Annotated in this window: 24 protein-coding genes and 1 riboswitch; of the genes, 19 read left to right on the top strand and 5 right to left on the bottom strand. The window is 44.8% G+C overall.

Going from position 1 to position 18,985, the window contains the following annotated elements; all coding sequences use genetic code 11:
• Positions 1 to 37: 37 nt before the first annotated feature.
• Together QMD66_04595 and QMD66_04590 are read right to left on the bottom strand one after the other, a co-directional pair.
• On the bottom strand, positions 38 to 1,126 hold the full coding sequence (locus QMD66_04595) for a DUF362 domain-containing protein (protein MDI6822133.1): 1,089 nt from the start codon (positions 1,124 to 1,126) through the stop codon (positions 38 to 40).
• Positions 1,127 to 1,268: 142 nt separating this feature from the next.
• Positions 1,269 to 1,427, bottom strand: coding sequence for a hypothetical protein (locus tag QMD66_04590; GenBank protein ID MDI6822132.1), 159 nt, complete (start codon positions 1,425 to 1,427; stop codon positions 1,269 to 1,271).
• Between the two features lie 231 nt (positions 1,428 to 1,658).
• Between QMD66_04590 and QMD66_04585 the strand changes: the two genes are divergently transcribed.
• From QMD66_04585 to QMD66_04575, 3 genes are all read left to right on the top strand, one after another.
• Positions 1,659 to 1,994 carry a hypothetical protein gene (locus tag QMD66_04585; GenBank protein ID MDI6822131.1) on the top strand — a complete coding sequence of 112 codons (336 nt, stop codon included), beginning with the start codon at positions 1,659 to 1,661 and terminating at the stop codon, positions 1,992 to 1,994.
• A gap of 356 nt (positions 1,995 to 2,350) precedes the next feature.
• A complete protein-coding gene (locus tag QMD66_04580; protein ID MDI6822130.1) occupies positions 2,351 to 2,548 on the top strand; it encodes a hypothetical protein in 198 nt (65 codons plus the stop codon).
• Complete coding sequence (locus QMD66_04575; protein ID MDI6822129.1) at positions 2,524 to 2,697, top strand: M23 family metallopeptidase; 174 nt, start codon at positions 2,524 to 2,526, stop codon at positions 2,695 to 2,697. Before QMD66_04580 ends, QMD66_04575 begins: the two co-directional genes overlap by 25 nt.
• A 30-nt stretch (positions 2,698 to 2,727) precedes the next feature.
• Here QMD66_04575 and QMD66_04570 read toward each other — a convergent pair whose 3' ends face one another.
• Both QMD66_04570 and purM read right to left on the bottom strand, forming a co-directional pair.
• Entirely contained in the window at positions 2,728 to 3,138 is a 411-nt protein-coding gene (locus QMD66_04570; protein ID MDI6822128.1) for a DUF1284 domain-containing protein, read from the bottom strand.
• Positions 3,139 to 3,214: 76 nt separating this feature from the next.
• The gene (gene purM / locus QMD66_04565) at positions 3,215 to 4,336 is read right to left on the bottom strand and encodes a phosphoribosylformylglycinamidine cyclo-ligase (protein ID MDI6822127.1); all 1,122 of its coding nucleotides are present in this window, start codon (positions 4,334 to 4,336) and stop codon (positions 3,215 to 3,217) included.
• Positions 4,337 to 4,437: 101 nt separating this feature from the next.
• Positions 4,438 to 4,548: riboswitch (TPP riboswitch) on the top strand.
• A 66-nt stretch (positions 4,549 to 4,614) separates the two neighbouring features.
• Here purM and QMD66_04560 point away from each other — a divergent pair.
• From QMD66_04560 to thiD, 5 genes are read left to right on the top strand one after another with little or no spacing between them, the layout of a single operon-like run.
• The gene (locus tag QMD66_04560) at positions 4,615 to 5,442 is read left to right on the top strand and encodes a sulfide-dependent adenosine diphosphate thiazole synthase (protein ID MDI6822126.1); all 828 of its coding nucleotides are present in this window, start codon (positions 4,615 to 4,617) and stop codon (positions 5,440 to 5,442) included.
• 16 nt (positions 5,443 to 5,458) lie between these two features.
• Positions 5,459 to 6,100 (top strand): thiamine phosphate synthase, encoded by a 642-nt coding sequence (gene thiE / locus QMD66_04555; GenBank protein ID MDI6822125.1) that lies wholly within the window; start codon positions 5,459 to 5,461, stop codon positions 6,098 to 6,100.
• A gap of 1 nt (position 6,101) precedes the next feature.
• A complete protein-coding gene (thiC, locus tag QMD66_04550) occupies positions 6,102 to 7,406 on the top strand; it encodes a phosphomethylpyrimidine synthase ThiC (GenBank protein ID MDI6822124.1) in 1,305 nt (434 codons plus the stop codon).
• Positions 7,407 to 7,438: 32 nt separating this feature from the next.
• A complete protein-coding gene (gene thiL, locus QMD66_04545; protein ID MDI6822123.1) occupies positions 7,439 to 8,482 on the top strand; it encodes a thiamine-phosphate kinase in 1,044 nt (347 codons plus the stop codon).
• A complete protein-coding gene (gene thiD / locus QMD66_04540; GenBank protein ID MDI6822122.1) occupies positions 8,455 to 9,243 on the top strand; it encodes a bifunctional hydroxymethylpyrimidine kinase/phosphomethylpyrimidine kinase in 789 nt (262 codons plus the stop codon). Before thiL ends, thiD begins: the two co-directional genes overlap by 28 nt.
• 25 nt (positions 9,244 to 9,268) lie before the next feature.
• On the opposite strand, the gene rpmB is transcribed toward thiD, so the two are convergent.
• Complete coding sequence (gene rpmB, locus QMD66_04535) at positions 9,269 to 9,457, bottom strand: 50S ribosomal protein L28 (protein ID MDI6822121.1); 189 nt, start codon at positions 9,455 to 9,457, stop codon at positions 9,269 to 9,271.
• Between the two features lie 106 nt (positions 9,458 to 9,563).
• Here rpmB and QMD66_04530 point away from each other — a divergent pair, with 106 nt between their 5' ends.
• From QMD66_04530 to fabD, 11 genes are all read left to right on the top strand, one after another.
• Positions 9,564 to 9,848 carry a DUF1858 domain-containing protein gene (locus QMD66_04530; protein ID MDI6822120.1) on the top strand — a complete coding sequence of 95 codons (285 nt, stop codon included), beginning with the start codon at positions 9,564 to 9,566 and terminating at the stop codon, positions 9,846 to 9,848.
• 58 nt (positions 9,849 to 9,906) lie between these two features.
• Positions 9,907 to 12,309 (top strand): ATP-dependent DNA helicase RecG, encoded by a 2,403-nt coding sequence (gene recG, locus QMD66_04525; GenBank protein MDI6822119.1) that lies wholly within the window; start codon positions 9,907 to 9,909, stop codon positions 12,307 to 12,309.
• Between the two features lie 19 nt (positions 12,310 to 12,328).
• Positions 12,329 to 12,901 carry a 16S rRNA (guanine(966)-N(2))-methyltransferase RsmD gene (gene rsmD / locus QMD66_04520; protein ID MDI6822118.1) on the top strand — a complete coding sequence of 191 codons (573 nt, stop codon included), beginning with the start codon at positions 12,329 to 12,331 and terminating at the stop codon, positions 12,899 to 12,901.
• A gap of 61 nt (positions 12,902 to 12,962) precedes the next feature.
• Entirely contained in the window at positions 12,963 to 13,460 is a 498-nt protein-coding gene (gene coaD, locus QMD66_04515; protein MDI6822117.1) for a pantetheine-phosphate adenylyltransferase, read from the top strand.
• Positions 13,461 to 13,462: 2 nt separating this feature from the next.
• Positions 13,463 to 13,921, top strand: a complete 459-nt coding sequence (locus tag QMD66_04510) for an ATPase (protein ID MDI6822116.1) — start codon at positions 13,463 to 13,465, stop codon at positions 13,919 to 13,921.
• 162 nt (positions 13,922 to 14,083) lie between these two features.
• Positions 14,084 to 14,599 carry a DUF177 domain-containing protein gene (locus QMD66_04505; protein MDI6822115.1) on the top strand — a complete coding sequence of 172 codons (516 nt, stop codon included), beginning with the start codon at positions 14,084 to 14,086 and terminating at the stop codon, positions 14,597 to 14,599.
• Positions 14,600 to 14,689: 90 nt separating this feature from the next.
• The gene (gene rpmF, locus QMD66_04500; GenBank protein MDI6822114.1) at positions 14,690 to 14,866 is read left to right on the top strand and encodes a 50S ribosomal protein L32; all 177 of its coding nucleotides are present in this window, start codon (positions 14,690 to 14,692) and stop codon (positions 14,864 to 14,866) included.
• A 42-nt stretch (positions 14,867 to 14,908) separates the two neighbouring features.
• Positions 14,909 to 15,910: a phosphate acyltransferase PlsX gene (gene plsX, locus QMD66_04495; protein ID MDI6822113.1), complete on the top strand. Its 1,002-nt coding sequence runs from the start codon at positions 14,909 to 14,911 to the stop codon at positions 15,908 to 15,910.
• Between the two features lies 1 nt (position 15,911).
• On the top strand, positions 15,912 to 16,922 hold the full coding sequence (locus QMD66_04490; GenBank protein MDI6822112.1) for a beta-ketoacyl-ACP synthase III: 1,011 nt from the start codon (positions 15,912 to 15,914) through the stop codon (positions 16,920 to 16,922).
• Complete coding sequence (fabK, locus tag QMD66_04485) at positions 16,912 to 17,850, top strand: enoyl-[acyl-carrier-protein] reductase FabK (protein ID MDI6822111.1); 939 nt, start codon at positions 16,912 to 16,914, stop codon at positions 17,848 to 17,850. The genes QMD66_04490 and fabK overlap by 11 nt, the downstream gene beginning before the upstream one ends.
• 168 nt (positions 17,851 to 18,018) lie before the next feature.
• A complete protein-coding gene (fabD, locus tag QMD66_04480) occupies positions 18,019 to 18,963 on the top strand; it encodes an ACP S-malonyltransferase (protein MDI6822110.1) in 945 nt (314 codons plus the stop codon).
• Positions 18,964 to 18,985 lie beyond the last annotated feature (22 nt).

Raw genomic sequence — 18,985 nt, 5'->3', positions numbered from 1 at the left:
GTTATGGAGCTCTTGACATATTTTGGCTTTAGCTTTGCTAGTGCAGAGCATAATCGGTAATCCTCTCCATGTCTGCAATCGATTCCCATTTGAATTTAAGCTCACTAGCATCGTGGATTCCTAACTCGAGTTCCATCGCCCTTCTAATTTGTGGCTGATCCCACACACTTCTTTTTTCAATTCTTGACGTGGTGCCCAAGGTTTTTAAAAGGGCCAATCCCACAACATCTGCAGCCACTCTATCCCTCGTAGCCACAATGATCCGTGGCTCTTTTATCCTTCCCCTCGCCGGTCCCCCGGTAACAAAAACCCTGCTTGCATCCATGACTATGAAACTCGGTTTAAAAGCCAGATTTAAATCCGCGATCATCTCCTGAAGATGAGGTGAAGCGTGCATCACCCTTCGATCATGAGGTGAGATAAGTCCAACAAAATTTTTAAGAGACATGGAGAAAACCGCGGCTTCATGGGTCTTTACCACCGGCAGATTAATGATGTAATCCACCTCTTGAACAAGTTTGGGGATGGTGAATCCCTCCTTCCAGTGAGTCGCACCTTCCGGTCTTATATGAATCCACTCGGTGTTCTCAAGAGCTATCACCGTTGCTCCCGCCTCCCGAGCTGCTCTTTCAATCCCAACTCGGCGCATGTTATACATGGTATTAGACCAGGGGCCGTAAATGCTGGATCTATCAGCTACGATTACCCTTCCTGCACCAGCCTCAAAAGCCATCTTCACTACCTCTTTTACCACCTCAGGATTTGTAGTTCCAGGATAGGGATCATATGAATTTGCGTTGACCTTAACCAGAATGGTTTCACCGGATTTGATGAACCCAAAACCACCGGCGAGTTCAACGGCTTTTCTCGTGGATTGAGACATGGTTGCTTCATGGGTCAAGGCAACTAGACCTTGCTCGATAATCTCTTGCTTTTTTGAAACTTCTTCAGAAATCTTTGGTATCTTCTTTTCCCATCTCCTGACTTCAGCTGGTTTTTCTCGCTTCTCCTTGACCACTGCTTTTTCCTTCAAACCATGCTTTGCACATCCAAAGATGGTGATGATACTCAGAGCAGTCGCTCCAAACACAAAAGACTTGGGATTTTTCCCTGGTTTTTTGCTCACGATCTCACCTCTTTTGCTTCATACATAGTGGGGCATAAAACCATAAACTTCTGCTCAGGGCCGCTTCTGTCCAAAGTCAAAAATTATAAGACTTGAACGTTGAACATTGGACATAGGACCTTAATTTTTGGTTCTTACTTTGTCATTTTTCATTTTGAGTTTTAATTTTTGAATTTGAAACGGGCTCCTTTCCCCTCTCTTCATTGGATTTTGTGACCATCCTCACCAGGAGATAACGAACGAGGATCATAATTGCGACACCGATGGCTAGTGGTATTACAACTATGACAAAGAATCTCATTTCACATTCCCTTTCCTCTGATTCTATTTGCTCCATTAGATTATAAAGAAAGGAGAAATTTCTTGAGCAATGAAAATTGTGACCATGTACTTCATACAAATAGTTTATCCTCATCATAATGAGAGTGCAAAGCAAGAGAGATGGATTTGGTAAGAGTATTTTAGGTTGACATTTTTTGCTCTTTTATGATATTAAAAGGAGAGTCTGGCTTTTGGATACCTCCTGGGGGCGATGGAAATCGAATCAAGGGATATTCCCATCTTTAGAATCTTTCAAATTGTTTCCCTCTTTTTGATCCTCTCCCTCATTGTCCCCACAATCTCCATTGCTTCCCCCGCAAAAAAGAAAAGGTTACCGACATCCCAGATTAGAAATCAAATCTATAACCTGAACAAGAAATTAAATAAACTGGCAATGGAGTATAATTCCGCCCAGATAAAATTGGCTAGAATTAATGCCGATATCGAGAAAACCACAAAATTGGAAGCCGCCAAAAAAGAACTTGAGCACCGCCAGGTTATTTTGAATTCAAAGGATCAACTTCCTTTATCGCCATGGTCATGTTGAATTTCTGGATGTATTATTCGGATCCAAGACATTTTCTGAATTTCTAATGCGCTTCGATTTGATGCAGGCAATTGGTGAACAAGATCTAAATAATCTCGTTGAAATTAAACGAAACCTGGCTGAGATTGAAGGGATGAAGAATGAACTCACCGCCCAAAGTATTCGACAAAGAGTACTCGTGAAATCGCTTAAGATAAAGCAGCGTGAGATGGAGAAAGAATTAGCCAAACAAAAGTCTTTATTTTCGAGAACTCAAGCTCAATTGATTCGACTGCAAAAGGAATCGACACAGACCTCGAAAATTTGTAGCCGCTGCCCGTTCACAAAGATATCGTATAGGGGGGTTTCATTTTCCCGTGGCGGGACCCCATGCCTATTGTAATTCTTGGGGAGCTCCCAGAAGGGGACACCGCCACCAGGGTTGTGATATCTTTGCCCTACGTGGCACCCCCTGCGTGGCTTGTGTCAGTGGTACGCGTAAAAGCGACCTATATATCTCTATGGAGACGACGGGAATACCTACTGTTATATGCATCTCAGCAGCTATGCTGTAACGGAAGGTCGCGTTGAAGCCGGTCAAACAATTGGTTACGTGGGCAATACTGGAAATGCAAGAGGTGGATCATCCCACCTTCACTTCGAATTCCACCCAGGCGGGGGAAGAGCCATCAATCCTTATCCCATATTGAAAACTTCCGAATAGTTTTAAGTGAGATTTTACCTCTTATCTATTTTACTGCAAAAGTCCCCTTGTTAGTCCCTCCCGACAGTAACCAAGGTCAAACCATTCACAACCCCCACACATCCGCTCCAAATCCTTCTCATCGATCTTCCTTTGAATCAACGGAAACAGAGCCTTTACCGATATAGTAGATCCAGGCTTCAACCCTAAGCAACTTAATACCTCACCGTCAAGTTCCCTCACTTTCTTTTCACACGAAAACCCATCTTTGACGCATTTATTGCCAAGCTTATGAGGACAAGCGAAACAGAGGATGTCGCATTCATTTGTGAGTTCGATTAATAAGTTTTCATTCGCCTTAATGATTTGAATCGTTCTCCTCAGAGTATCAACGAATGCAGAGGTGTAACCCAATCCCCGAAACCCATGGATGCACAGCAGATGATGTGCTCGAAGTTTCAAAGTCAATCCCTCCCAACCACTCTTTAATCCTGTATTTGCCCATAGCTTACGCGCGAAGAAATCAGGAATTAATTTACTAATATCCATAAAATCTATTTCCTTTGCTCGTGAGTTTTCTGGGTTCAATTATTATCCTTCTCTCCCTACCCCTTACACAACCAATTTGATAGCCCTTTATATCGTGTTTCTTTATAATCTCCAAAGCAGGTGCCAGATCATCTGGTGCCATAACCAGGCAAAAACCGATGCCCATGTTATAAACTTTGTACATTTCTTCATCGGTTACGTTGCCCAGCTTTTTAATCAAAGAAAATATCGGTGGCGGTTCAGGTAGGTAATTTATTACATATCCTACCTCCGAGGCCACCCTAGTTAAATTGAGAAAACCATCCCCCGTGATATGTATCAAGGCTCTCACGTTTAAATCCGAATTTAGAATTTCCGTGACCTCGGGAACATAAATCCTGGTAGGTTCCAGAAGCTCCTCGCCAATGGTCCTTCCCAACTCATCGAAGTACTCGTTGACATCAAAACCCATCTTGTCAAAGAAAATTTGACGTGCCAGCGTTAAACCATTGCTGTGGATACCGCTGCTTTCCAAACCCAGCACAATATCCCCCTCTTGGATATCCTGCCCCATGATCACCTTATCGAGAGAGACAATGCCAACGCATGTACCCACCAAATCAAAGCCATAGGTTTCTCTCTTGCCCTTAATTAACTCCTTTAGTTGGGCTATCTCCCCGGCGGGAATGGTTATCCTCGCCATTTGAGCCCCTCGATAAAGTCCTTTTCCAATCCCTTCCAGTAGGTCAGGGTGTGGTTCCTGAACTGCTATGTAATCCACCATGGAAATCGGCTCTGCTCCTACGCAGAGGATGTCATTGACATTCATGGCTACGCAGTCAATTCCAATGGTGTCATATTTGCCCATCATTTGTGCGATGAGAACCTTTGTCCCCACTCCATCGGTTGAAATGGCGATTCCCATATTCCGTCCGATATCGATGACATTGGCAAAGTAACCCATCTTAAGTTTCGCCACTCCAACTTCCTTCCTCAATCGAAAGGTCTTCTTGATCCACTTCAGCAGCTCCTCCAAGGCAACCTCCTCCCTGGCGGAATCGACGCCGGCCCGTGTGTATGTAAAGTGTTCAGATTTCCCGATCTCATCCGGTCTCTTACCCTTTAAATCCATCGAATGCCTCCAAATCTCCGCTTATAAGTTAGCATATCAAGGGAGTGAAATAAATATGCATTTGCAAAGGGCATTGAATTTGTGTATAATCATGAAAACTTCACAGATTTCAGGGGAGCTCGTGTTACGGGCTGAGAGGTTCGATATCATCGAACGACCCTTTGAACCTGCTCTGGGTAATGCCAGCGGAGGGATAATATCTTTAAAACCGTATTTCCGCTGGAAATACGGTTTTTTTTTATCTCGATCTATTAAAAGTTCTTTCAAAGGAGGTCATCGTGGTAAAGGATCTTAGCACTCGGGAAGCCTTGGAAGAAACTGTGGTGACCAGAGCCATAATTGACGGATTCTGGAGTGATTTTTCCAAACGTCTCGATTTGGATGTGGCCATTGCTGGGGCTGGTCCTGCCGGATTAACTGCAGCTCGATATTTGGCTCAAGAAAATTATAGGGTCGCAGTTTTTGAAAGAAATCTCTATGTTGGAGGAGGAATGTGGGGAGGAGGTATGCTTTTCCCAAAGATCGTGATACAAGAAAGGGCCAAAGGGATTCTCGATGGACTAGGAGTGAAGTTAGAACAGTATCCAGGCGGCTACTACAGAGCCGACTCGGTGGAAACGGTTTCAAGATGTACAACTGCAACCATCGAGGCAGGAGCCAAGATATGGATAGGTATGAGCGTCGAGGATGTAATAATCCGTGAAGGGAACAGGGTTACCGGTGTAGTTATAAATTGGGGTGCCGTTGAAGCTGCACATCTCCATGTCGATCCTCTCGCCGTAAAATCGAAACTCGTAATAGATGCCACGGGTCATGGAGCTGAGGTGGCTCGCGTTGTTTCTCAAAAAATCTCGGAGGCTAATTTTCCCACACTTACGGGTAAGGTCATTGGAGAGAGTTGCATGTGGTCCGAAGCAGGTGAGAAAGAAGTCGTGGATAGAACATGCGAGATCTTTCCCGGTCTTATAGTTGCCGGTATGGCTGTAGCCACGGTCTTTGGTTCTCCACGGATGGGTGCCATATTTGGAGGGATGTTCCTTTCGGGAAGAAGAGCAGCCGACATAGCATCCTTCATCTTAAAAAGTAGATTTAAAGGTGAAGAATGATTCCAAAGAGGAGAATATGAATTTAGATCTCTACGTGATCACCACGGAAATACCGGTTCTGAGCCGGACACATATCGATGTCGCTCGAGATGCGATCGCAGGAGGAGCCACTGTAATCCAATTGCGGGAGAAGGACAGGTACACGCGAGATATCCTGAGAATAGCAGCGGAGATTAAAAAGTTGACCCACCGGTCTGGGACTCTCTTTATAATCAATGATCGAATCGATATAGCTTTAGCCATCGATGCCGATGGGGTGCACTTAGGTCAGGAGGATATGCCCCTCCTTTATGCTCGGAGAATCCTGGGGAAGGAAAAAATAATCGGCGTTTCTGTAGGTGGCATTGAAGAGGCAGTTCGAGCGGAAAGAGAGGGTGCAGATTACCTTGGAGTTGGCTCGATCTTTCTCACTCCGAGCAAAAGCGATGCCGGTCAGCCCGTGGGATTGGGTACTTTATCTGAAATAAGGAGTTCCGTGAAAACTCCAATCGTTGCCATAGGTGGGATAACCCTGAATAACATCGAGGATGTGCTCAAAGCGGGAGCAGATGGAGTGGCGGTGATCTCTGCTGTGGCTTGTGCCACCGATGTGAAGAGAGCAACCTCAGAACTTCTAAGAAAGATCAGAGAGGTCAAAGCTAAGCTAAAGGAGGAGTAATATGGCCACGTTGGTGACTAGGATCAAAGCGGGGGAAATCCCCGAAGAAATAAAGAGAGTGGCCCGGGAAGAAGGGGTAAATTTAAATTTGATCCTTCAAAACATTACTCAAGGCAAAATCGTCATCCCCAGAAACATCAATCACCCCTCCGCCCGTCCCGCAGGGATAGGAGAGGCTTTGCACACAAAGGTCAATGCAAATATCGGTACATCAGAGGATTTCCCCCTCATAGATGAGGAGCTTGAGAAACTTAAGGTAGCTGTAAAAGCTGGTGCTGATACCGTCATGGATTTGAGTACGGGGGGAGATTTAAACAAGATAAGGAGAGCGATAATTACCAAATCTTCCATCCCCATAGGCACCGTACCCATCTACCAAGCAGCCATAGATGCCAAGATTAAATACGGAAATATTGTAAAAATGACCCCGGACCATATCTTTAATGTCATAGAAGTCCAGGCAAGGGATGGCGTGGATTTCATGACCATTCATTGTGGTGTTACCTGGAAGGCTCTCAACGCCTTAACTCAAGAAGGACGCATAACTGATGTGGTCAGCCGGGGGGGAGCATTTATAATCGGCTGGATGCTCCACAACGATAAAGAGAATCCCCTCTATGAGCAATTCGATAGGTTACTTGAGATAGCGAAGAGGTACGATGTTACCTTAAGCCTTGGTGATGGCATGAGACCTGGATGCATAGCCGACGCCTCAGATAGAGCTCAAGTCGAGGAGCTTTTAACCTTAGGTGAACTGGTAGATAAGGCGAGAAAGGCTGAAGTTCAGGTTATGGTCGAGGGTCCAGGTCACGTGCCCCTTGACCAAATCGAGGCTACAGTAAAAATGGAGAAATCCATATGCAAGGGTGCTCCTTTCTACCTTTTGGGACCGATAGTTACTGATGTAGCACCCGGTTATGATCACATTACCTCTGCAATTGGCGGAGCGATCGCTGCTGCTTCAGGTGCCGATTTTCTCTGCTACGTGACTCCCCGAGAGCATCTCGGCCTTCCCACAATCGAAGATGTAAGAGAGGGTGTCATTGCTGCAAAAATTGCAGCCCATGCAGCCGACATCATTAAGGGTATCCCTGGTGCAGCGGAGTGGGATTTACAGATGTCCAAGGCTAGAAAAGCCTTAGACTGGAAAAGACAAATGAAACTAGCCATCGATCCTGAAAAGGCCAGAAAAACTCGTGAGGAAAGAAGGGGTCTACAGGAGGATGTGTGCACGATGTGCGGGGAATTTTGCGCCATGAAGTTAGTAGCTGAATTCTTTAAATCGCCGCGAATCAAAAGATGCTAAAACTATATTGAGGAAATGGACTAGATGTCACCATGCTCATCGAGGATATTGGCGAGTTTGGTCTTATAAGGAGAATTTCAAAGATGGCTGCAGTAAAGGATAAGCGCATCATTGTTCCTATAGGAGACGACGCTGCGGTGGTGACTTCTGATCCAAATCTATTATTGATCTTAACCTCCGATATTCTCGTCGAAGGTGTGCACTTTAAATTGGACACTACTTCCCCCAATGAGCTCGGTTACAAGGCAATGGCCATAAACATCAGTGATATTGCTGCCATGGCGGGTATTCCTCGCTTTGCTTTAGTTTCTATGGGTTTAAAAACTAAAACAAGCGTAGAATTCGCCGAGGCGATCTACAGGGGGATGATGAAGGCAATACGCAAATACCATTTAACACTAGTTGGGGGAGATACCACCGAGGCTCCCCACATAACCTTGAGCGTCACAATAATCGGCGAAGTTGAACCGGCATATCTTAGGAGAAGGAGCGAGGCTACAATCGGAGATAAAATTTTAGTCACGGGGAGACTAGGTGCATCCAAAGCTGGATTAGAGCTACTTCTGAATCCTCAGTTTAAAGGCTCTTTTCGATACGAGAAGAGCTTAAGGAGAGCTCACCTAGTACCTATACCAAGGGTAGTCGAGGCAAGAATCGCTTCAAAGCATGGTGCTCACGCCATGGAGGATATAAGCGACGGGTTAGCAAGCGAGATTAATCACATCTGTGAGGAAAGTCGAGTGGGAGCAAGAATCCTTGCTTATCGAATTCCGGTGGCCAAGGGAGTAAGGGAAATAGCTTTGGCTCTGGGAAAGAAACCATTGGATTTTGCACTTTATGGTGGAGAGGACTACGAGATAGTGTTCACCGCACCTCCATCTAAAGCGGAAGAGATAAAGAATTGCTTATTAGGGGAAACGGGCACCCTGGTTACGGAGGTTGGGGAAATCGTCGATCGAAAAGAGGGAATATGCTTAGTCAATAAAGAGGGAAAGGTTTCTCAGCTTACTACGTTTGGCTATGAACATTTCAAGAGAGGAGATAAAAAATGCAAATCAGGAAGGTGCTCACCATAGGAGGTTCGGATCCAAGTGGGGGAGCGGGAATACAAGCCGATATTTTCAACCTCCTTGAACTAGGGATTTTTCCTCTCTCCGTGATAACATCGGTTACCGCTCAAAATAGCTCCGGGATAATGACCATCCATAATGTTTCTCACCAAATCGTCGGTGATCAAATTAGGGCAATTCTCACCGATGCCAGGCCGGATGCAGCTAAGATAGGAATGCTGGGAACGAGGGAAAATGTTAAAACCATTGCGGAAATTTTTGAGGATTATGGAGTTGAAAACCTCGTGGTGGATCCGATTATTGAGGCCACCGATGGTACCATTCTTTTGGGACCAAGTGGTTCTTCCTTGATGAGAGTTCGTCTCTTCCCACTGGCGAAAGTGGTGACACCAAACATCCCCGAGGCTCAAAAATTGGCGGGATTTCCCATAAGGGATTTTGACGACATGCGAAGAGCTGCTCAGGCGATTCACCTTTTTGGATCCGAGTGGGTATTGATTAAAGGAGGACATCTTGAGGGAGAAAAGTGCATGGATATCCTGTGGAATGGAACTACATATTACGAATACATGCACGAAAAAGTGGAATCAAATGTCCGAGGGACGGGTTGCGTTTTTTCCTCCGCTTTGGCAGCTCACCTCGCTCAGGGTGTGGAAGTCCCAAAAGCCGTCGAACTAGCAGAGGAATATGTACTTCAAAAAATCAAATCCGCTTATTTAATAGGTAAAGGAAGATCCCAAATTTTGCCAATGGCCATCAAGGGGTGAGTTTCAAGTCCAACTTTGCTTCCACTCAAGCTCTTACAACTTTGCCTGCCTTAAGACATTTGGTACAAACACTTATCTTTCTTGGCGAGCCATCTATTATCGCTCGAACCTTTCTTAAGTTTGGACTCCACCGCCGGGGAGTTTTTCGATGCGAATGGCTGATCCTATACCCAAGGGATGGTACCTTACCGCAAATTTCACACCTTCTTGCCATTTCTACGCTCCCAATAAACCCATATAAAGGCCATTGAAATCCCTAAAAGGATAACATCACCTTACCATTTTGGCAAGAAAATACCTCCCTTTGAGGGTCAATGATTATGATGTATAATAAATTTGGTAATCCCTTGGTGGTTCTCGATGGGAAGGAGAGATCCATGCAATTCAACAAGGAGATGAGAATTCGAGAAGCTCTCCTAGCACACCCAAGGGCAAGGGAAATCTTCATAAAGCATGGCATGGGATGTATCGCTTGTGTAGCAGCAACTATGGAAAGCATTGAAATTGGGGCCTTAATGCACGGTGTAGATGTAGATGCAATCGTGAAAGATTTAAATGATTTGGAGTCCATCGATGATAATAAACAAAGCAAGAATTACTCCTAGGATGCTTGGGTGTGTTCAATTCACCTTTGAGTAAAGGTGGAATCATAAGGAGGAAATTTTGGAGGCAGGCTCCGTCCACGGTATCTTTAAAGCTCTAGCGTTAGAGAAAAGGTTAGGAGCTCAAAATAATGCAGTAATCGGAGGTTTTGGTAGCTATTTAAAAAATAAGGAGAGTATTATATCAAGAAATCTGGATGAGCAATTTTCCGAGGCATTTCGGAATTATTCGAAGATTTCAATTCCGTATCGGTTAATCTTACTGAATAGATTTGATTCTACAAAATTCCTTCTCGATGAATCTCTTCCGAAGCGAAGATTATCTCACAACCAGATTTTCCTCGACTCCCCCGTCCGCTCATTAAAATATGTGGGGGCTGCCAATGCTCGGTATCTAAAACGGCTCAATATTGAGGATATTGAGGATTTATTATATCATTTTCCCTACCGCTATTTAAATCTGGCCAAGTTGAGGGCGATTTCAGATGTTAAAGTGGGAGAAGAAGTCACCGTAGTGGGCGTTGTACGAGCCATCCGCCGGGTTAAAGGGCGTAGGGGCACTCGATTGTTAAACATTGGAATCTATGATGGAACAGCTTACCTTTATGGAGTATGGTTCTCAAAAGCCTCCGCTCGATATGATTATCAGAACTCTATTGCTGAAAGATTAAGGGGAGGAACAATCGTTGCCTTCAGTGGAAAAGTTTCCTACAGGTTTGGACAGTTACAGATCGAAAGTCCGCTCTTCGATATTCTCGACGAGAAGACGGATTTAGGACAGGATACCGTTCACACCAGTAGAATCGTGCCCTTACATCCAGCCACACAGAAACTTTCAGTAGGTATGATACGTCGGATTATAAAATGCCTGATAGACAATTATGCAGATTTACCTGATGCTCTTCCAGCCTGGCTCCGCGTAAAGTTTGATTTACTCCCCAGATCCCTTGCCCTTCAAGAAATTCATTTCCCAACTACGGAATCCTTATGCCACAGGGCGAGATCAAGACTTCTATTTGAGGAACTTTTCCTGATGCAGCTTGGCTTAGCCATTCGAAAAAAGCGTTTGGAGCGAGAGACCAATGGAATCAGGCATATCATCGAAGGCGAGCTCCTAAAGAATTTTTATTCATCATTGCCTTACGAACTAACCGGAGATCAAAAAAGAGCAATCGCCGAGATACAGGAAGACTTAGCCAGTCCCCATCCCATGAATCGACTTTTGCAAGGAGAAGTGGGATCGGGAAAGACCATTGTTGCTGTAGCCGCTTTGCTCATCACCATCCAAAATGGGCATCAAGGGGCAATAATGGTTCCCACCGAGGTTTTAGCCGAGCAACATTTCCACAAAATTAGAGATTTGGTAGAGTCCCTTGGTATTAGGGTAACCCTGCTTACTGGGAGTACATCCCCCAAAGAGAAAGGGGAGATTCAAGAGAAAATCCGCCAAGGAGAGGTGCATCTCGTCGTGGGCACCCATTCCCTCATTCAAGAAGGAGTTCAGTTTAAATCTTTGGGATTGGCGGTAATCGATGAACAACATCGATTCGGGGTGAGGCAAAGAGTGAACTTAAAGGAAAAGGCCCCAAAACACGGCGGGCGAGGATATAATCCAGATGTTCTCATCATGACGGCTACTCCGATCCCTCGAACGCTTTCCCTCACTCTCTACGGCGATTTAGATGTATCCATCATTCGTGAACTTCCCAAGGGAAGAAAGCTAGCGGAACATGTGGAAACCATCATTTGTGATCGCGAACATCGACGGTGGGCTTATGAGAAGATGAAAAGCGAAATAAAACGAGGGCGACAGGGCTATATCATTTGTCCTCTAATTGAGGAGTCCGATAAATTAGAGGTAAAAGCGGTGATGGAAGAAGTCGAGAGGCTTAGAACTCAAATCTTCCCCGACTTAAGAGTTGGTTTCATCCACGGCAAGCTTAAACCTGCGGAGAAGGAAGAAGTCATGCGAAAGTTCCGAGATGGTTCACTGGATATACTCATCTCGACGACGGTCATAGAAGTGGGCATCGATGTACCCAATGCCTCAGTCATGATAATCGAGGACGCTGAACGGTTCGGTCTGGCTCAACTGCATCAATTAAGAGGTAGAATCGGTAGGGGAAAGTATAAATCTTACTGCATCCTCTTCGCCGATCCGGTTACTGATGAAGGCAAAAGACGCATTGAGGCCATTGGAAATATTATCGATGGTTTTAAACTCGCCGAAGCCGATCTTGAAATCCGTGGCGAAGGTGAGCTTTTTGGTACCCGTCAATCGGGTCTGCCCGATTTAAAACTGGCTAAACTCACAAGGGATATCAACATCCTCTTAAAAGCCAGAAAAGAGGCATTTGAATTGGTTGAAGGTGACCCCAATTTATCCCAACTGGAACATCGTTTATTGTTAGGCGAGGTAAAAAGGAAATTTGCAGCTAATTTAGAGTGGCTATTCCACAGCTAATATAACGAACTGATTTTAGATGAGGGTTATTGCAGGTATTGCGAGGGGAAGGAAATTAGTAGCTCCAAGGGGAAGAGAGGTACGTCCCACCGCGGATAGGATAAAGGAGGCGCTCTTTGATATCCTTGGAGAAAAAGTCAAGGAATCCAAAGTCCTTGATTTATATGCGGGGGCGGGTAGCCTTGGTATCGAAGCCTTGAGTAGAGGAGCGGAATTTGCGGTTTTTGTGGATGATAATCCCTCCTCAATTCGGGCTTTAAAGAGAAATTTAGAACACACGGGTTTTTCCCAAAAAGCTAGAATCCTTAAGAATAAGGTTGAGGAAATTGTTAAGCGTCTACTTGAGGAAAATGAAGAATTTAATTTGATTTTTCTAGACCCTCCCTATAAAATTAACGTTGTCGAATTAAATTCAGTCCTTAACAAAATCGCAGGTTTTCTGGCTCCTGAAGGAGTAGCGGTTTTAGAACATTCTTCTCGCAGGGCTCCGATTCCCAATGAAAATTTGGAAATTCAATTTACTCGGAGATATGGGGATACAGCGTTGAGTTTTTACAGTAAGATCAAATGTGGCGAACACCCCAGATGCTAATGAGAAAATAGATATAAATTCCACAAAGGCGAGGGAGAAATTTGAATTTAAGGAGGCCACCATGCGAGTAGCAGTTTGTCCAGGAAGTTATGATCCCATTACTACAGGACACCTGGATATAATCGAAAGAGCCCTTAATCTTTACGATAAAGTCGTAGTGGGCATAGCTAAAAGCCCTCCCAAAAAGCCACTTTTCTCATTGGAGGAAAGAATAAGATTCGCAACGAACGCCACCTCAGGCATGAAGAATGTCGTCGTCGATACCTTTGATACTTTAGTTGTTGAATTTGCCAGGAAACACAATGCTCATGTAATAATTAGGGGTTTGAGAGCAGTCTCCGATTTTGAACACGAATTTCAAATGGCTCAACTCAATCGAAAGCTCGATCCCACAATTGAAACTCTATTCATGATGGCTAGCCCAGAATGTGCCTACTTGAGTTCCAGTGCTGTAAAGGAGATAGCCGAATACGGCGGTTGCGTCAAAGGACTTGTTCCTTCGGAAGTTGAAGAGAGCTTGCTCAAAATACACTCTCCATCAAAGAGAGGGGGTCTATAACCATGGATATCATGGCTCTAATCGACAAATTGGAAGATCTTATCGCTCGTGGCAAAAAGGTTCCACTTAGTTCAAGCGTTGTAATTAGCGAACAAAAGCTTTATGAAATCATTGATCAGGTGCGGGGTACGCTTCCCGAAGAGTTAAAACAAGCTCGCTGGATTGTAAAGGAAAGACAGGAGATGCTGGCGGAAGCAGAGAAGGAAGCGAATCGCATCATAGATGAGGCTAGACAGAAGGCACAAGCCATCACATCCGAAACCGAAATTGTAAAATTGGCTGAGCAAAAAGCGGCGGAAATCATTGAAATGGCCAGAACAAAGGAGAGAGAAATTCGATTGGGCGCTGAGGATTATGCTGATGAGATGCTCGCCAATCTAGAGGTAAATCTGGGAAAACTCCTCACAGCTGTGCAAAGAGGAAGAGATAGACTTCAAGGGAAGATGGAATCCAAAAGCTGAAAGTCCTTTTTATCGGTGATAAAACCTTTATTTTCCCGATCTTAATTTCAAAGTTCTTGTGTATCCTTCCCCTTCCACAAGAATTTTTTCGATTTTTTGGGATTAAACTTTAGCGGATGCAAGATTATGATATAATTTTTGTCTAATGAGGAAAGGAGAAAAGTGGCTGAATTAATAATTGATGTATCCGATTTATTAAGAGAATTGGGAAAAGAATTGGAGATCAAGATGAGCAAGGAATTTTCCCCTCTAAACCTGGGAACGCGGGAGGTCAAATTCGCCAAACCAGTGGATTTGAATTTAACCCTTGAGAATGTGGACTCCGGCGTGCTCGCTCAAGGAACCGCTGAAGGAACTTTAATTCTGCAATGCAACCGCTGTCTTAAAGAATTTGCTTGTCCTATGAAAGTGAAGATAGAGGAAATATTCTGCCATCCATCAAAATCACAAGAGCTTGAGGAAAGTGAAACCTTTCCCATCATGGGCGAGAGGGTAGATCTAGCTCCAGTCATTGAACAGGCATTTTTGTTGGTCATTCCCATGAAGGTACTTTGCAATCCCAAATGCAAAGGTTTGTGCCCAATATGTGGAAAGAATTTAAACGAGGGGATGTGTGATTGTTCAAAGCAAGAAATCAATTCTCGATTCTTAATCCTTAAGAAATTACTGAAGAAGTAAATCATCGGTGATCGATAGAGTTAAATTCAGTCAATTGTCGATAGCCTATAATCAATGGTTTAAAACCACCGACTATGAACGGGGGTAAAAATGGCTGTTCCAAAAAGAAAGATATCCAAATCCAGACGAGGTAAGAGACGAGCACATTGGAGGATTTCCATGCCCACTTTCTTGGAATGCCCACAGTGCCATCAACCAAAACTAGCTCACCGCGTTTGTCCGAACTGCGGTTATTACGGCGGCAAACGCGTAATGGAAATAGAATAAATTCATGGAAGAGGGATTGCACTGGCATTTGGGGATAAGATGGTGAGAATAGCAGTAGATGCAATGGGAGGCGACTATGCTCCAGAGGAGATTGTTAAGGGAGCAATTCTGGCTGCCAAGGAAGAAACCGGCGTTGAACTAACATTGGTGGGTCGTCTTGATATCTTAGAGGACAAGCTGACCGGGTTTGGTGCCCCCGGTAATATTACCATTGAAGCGGCTCCTGAAGTAATTGAAATGGGCGAAAACCCCTCTTGGGCAGTGAGAGCCAAGAAAAATTCCTCTATAGTTGTAGGAATGAAGTTGGTCCAGGAAAAAAAGGGAGATGCAATCGTTTCTGCTGGCAACACTGGGGCTGTTGTCGGTGCAGCTTTCTTGATTCTAGGTCGCATCAAGGGAATTTCCAAGCCGGCTATTGCCACCATCATTCCTACTCCTAGTAAACCCGTTCTTTTGCTGGATGTTGGAGCTACCACGGATTGTAAACCTCAAAACATATTCCAATTCGCTAAGATGGGTCAAGCCTATCTCACAAATGTACTGAGAATTGAGAATCCTTCCATCGGAATCCTAAATATAGGGGAGGAAAGAGGTAAAGGAAATGAGCTAGTTCAAGAGGCTTATGGACTATTGGAGAAATCCAAATTGAAGTTCATAGGTAATATGGAAGGGAGAGACATTCTATTTGGAAAAGCGGATATCGTAGTTTGTGATGGATTCACAGGCAATGTAGCTCTTAAATTGATGGAAGGTATGGCAGAAATGTTTTTCTCTAAGGTGAAATCGACTATTACCGAATCCTTTGCCTCAAGATTGGGAGGACTTCTTCTAGCCCCAGGTCTCAAAAAGTTGAAAAGAAAACTCGATTATCAGGAATACGGTGGAGCTCAACTTTTGGGCATAAACGGGGTTTGTATCATCAGTCATGGTAGTTCTAAAGCAAAAGCCATCAAGAATTCGATAAGATTAGCTGCAGATACCGTTAGAAAAGATGTTGTCTTGGCAATAAAGGAAAGCATCGAAAATGATCGTGAGAGGGAATAAGATTAATTCTAAACCTTCCGTGGGAATAGTGGGGATTGGCTCTTATGTTCCCGAAAGAGTGTTAACAAATTTTGATTTAGAGCAGATTGTGGACACCAGCGACGAATGGATTAAGACCCGAACTGGTATCATCCAGAGACGAATCGCCGACGAAACCATGTGTACTTCAGATTTAGCATCGGAAGCGGGTCGAAAGGCCCTCATTGATGCTAATGTTGATACCGAAGATATTGATCTCATCATCGTGGCTACCGCTTCACCCGATATGATTTTTCCCTCCACCGCCTGTCTTACCCAGCATAAATTGGGAGCAAGTTGTCCCGCTTTTGACATTTCTGCCGCTTGCACCGGATTCATTTACGGTTTATCCGTTGCCTCTCAATACATAGCCACGGGGACATTTGAGACGATTCTTCTCATTGGGGCTGATGCCCTAACTCGTTATGTAAACTGGTTGGATAGAATTACTTGCATACTTTTTGGAGACGGTGCAGGAGCAGTAGTTCTTCAACGTGCTGAAGAAGGATATGGGATATTGGCCAACTATTTGGCCGCCGATGGCTCTGGTTCAGATTTACTCAAGATACCAGCTGGTGGTGCTCTCATTCCCGGAAGTGAAAAATCCGTCAAAGCTGGACTCCACCACATTCATATGAGTGGCAATGAAGTATTTAAATTCGCCGTTCGTGCCATTTCAGATGCAGCGAAAGGAGCACTAAATTTAGCCAATCTTTCTATCGAGGATGTAGATTATTTCATCCCCCATCAAGCGAACAAGCGTATTATTGAGACGGCAGTGGAAAAATTAAAGATCAGTCCAGACAAAGTGGTCACCAACATTCACAAATACGGAAATACTTCTACTGCTTCCATTCCTCTAGCTTTGGATGAAATTTGGCGAGGAAGGAAATTAAAGCGGGGAGACATTTTACTCTTCGTTGGATTCGGTGCCGGACTCACCTGGGGAGCAAATGTGGTCCGATGGAGCAAGGAGGTCACCAATGGACTTTAGGACTGAGATTTGCGATCTGCTAGGGATAGAGTTTCCCATTATACAAGGAGGGATGGCCTGGGTTGCCACAGCCGAATTGGCAGCTGCTGTTTCAAATGCAGGTGGTTTAGGGATTATTGGTGCCGGGCACATGCCCGCTGCGGAATTGGAAAGGGAAATCCTCAAGGCAAAGGAGCTCACGGATAAACCTTTTGGTGTAAACCTCATGCTACTTGCCCCGCATGTAGACGAACTGTTCAAAGTCGTTTTAAAAGAAGAAGTACCCATTGTGACGACGGGCGCGGGAAATCCAGGACGGCATATGCCCGCTTTAAAGGAAAGGAATATAAAAGTTCTACCCGTATGCGCCTCCGTTGTTCTAGCACAGCGACTGGAGGGGGTGGGAGCCGATGCGATAATTGCTGAAGGAATGGAGGCAGGGGGACATATCGGAGATTTAACCACTATGGTATTGGTACCGCAGGTTGTGGATGTGGTAAACATCCCAGTCATTGCAGCCGGCGGAATCGCAGATGGAAGAGGATTGGCTGCTGCCCTTGCCCTGGGCGCTAAGGGTGTTCAGATGGGAACAAGGTTTATGTGTGCTGAAGAGTGTATCATTCATCCAAACGTCAAGGGGAAAGTGGTCAAAGCCAGGAACAGAGATACAGTGGTTACTGGATATTCCACAGGACATCCTGTGCGGGTACTCAAAAATAAGCTGGCTAAGCAGTTTCAAAAGATGGATGCGGAGGGTCGTGGTGAGGATTTAGAGAAAATGGGGGTGGGCAAGCTCCGATTGGCCATGCGCGAAGGCGATGTAGAATGGGGAAGTGTAATGGCTGGTCAATGTGCTGGATTGATACATGAAATTAAAAGCGCTCGAGAGATCATAAGCGATATCGTCACGGAGGCCCGTCGGGTTTTAACCGAATTAAGCGAATGTTAAGGTAAATAAAACTTGAAATAGTAAAGCTCGTTTCACTCGCTAACGGGGTAAACGGCCATACTGCGCCTGCTCCGTGGGCACGACAGTGCCTCTTCGGGTGTTTTCGGAGCACTTCACCCCCACCATAGCGTTAATCCGTCTTGTGAATAATACAAATTAATTCAAAAGATGGGGGAGAATTCGATTCGGAAAATTGCCTTTATCTTTCCCGGACAAGGATCTCAATATGTTGGGATGGGAAGGGCTTTAGTCGCTTTTCCAAAAGTGGCCCAGTTCTTCAAAGAGGCAGAGAAAATTCTCGGAAGAGATCTTTCCCTCCTATGCTTTCATGGCCCAAGACAAAAATTAGTAGAAACCGTAAATACGCAACCCGCTGTATTCATCATTAATTTCATTTGCTGGTTTCTCTTGAACAAAGAGGGTATTAAACCCGATATCGTTGCGGGCCATAGCCTCGGCGAGTACTCCGCGTTGGTAGCCGCGGGGGTATTGGATTTTTCGGAGGCCCTAAAGCTCGTTGCCAAGCGAGCTGAACTTATGGAAGAAGCTTCGAGAGAATTACCGGGAAAGATGCTTGCGGTATTGGGCATGGATTCGACATTCGCCGCAGATATCGTGGGCTCTCTGAGAAGCAATGGGATTATTAACATCGCCAATTATAACTGCCCCGGTCAAGTAGTAATCTCAGGAGAAAAACAGATGGTCGAACGGGCAGCCAAGTTGTTTAAAGAAGCTGGAGCCAAACGCGTTGTGGAACTAGAGGTAGGCGGGGGATTTCACTCCCCCTTAATGAAGAAAGCGGAAAGACGATTCGCTAACCACCTGGATGCTATTTCCTTTAAAGATGCTAAAATACCAGTGGTCTCCAATTACACGGCAAGACTTTCCACAGAGGGTGAAGAGTTGAAAGATGCATTGCGCAAACAAATTACCGGTTCGGTACTCTGGGAGCAATCCATTCTGCAAATGCTCAAAGTGGGAATCGATGTCTTCATCGAAGTAGGACCAGGCAAAGTTCTTTCCGGACTAGTTAAAAGAGCTGCTCCTTCGGTCAAGATTTTAAATGTTGAAGACGCTGAATCTTTTCGTCAAACCATACAAGCTCTAACCTAGATAATAAATTTGGGGGTGTGAA

The organism is Actinomycetota bacterium, assembly GCA_030018275.1.
Classification (GTDB): Bacteria; Actinomycetota; Aquicultoria; order Subteraquimicrobiales; family Subteraquimicrobiaceae; genus Subteraquimicrobium.
Note: the sequence above shows the minus strand (reverse complement) of the source record. Positions and strands in the feature narration are given on the sequence as shown.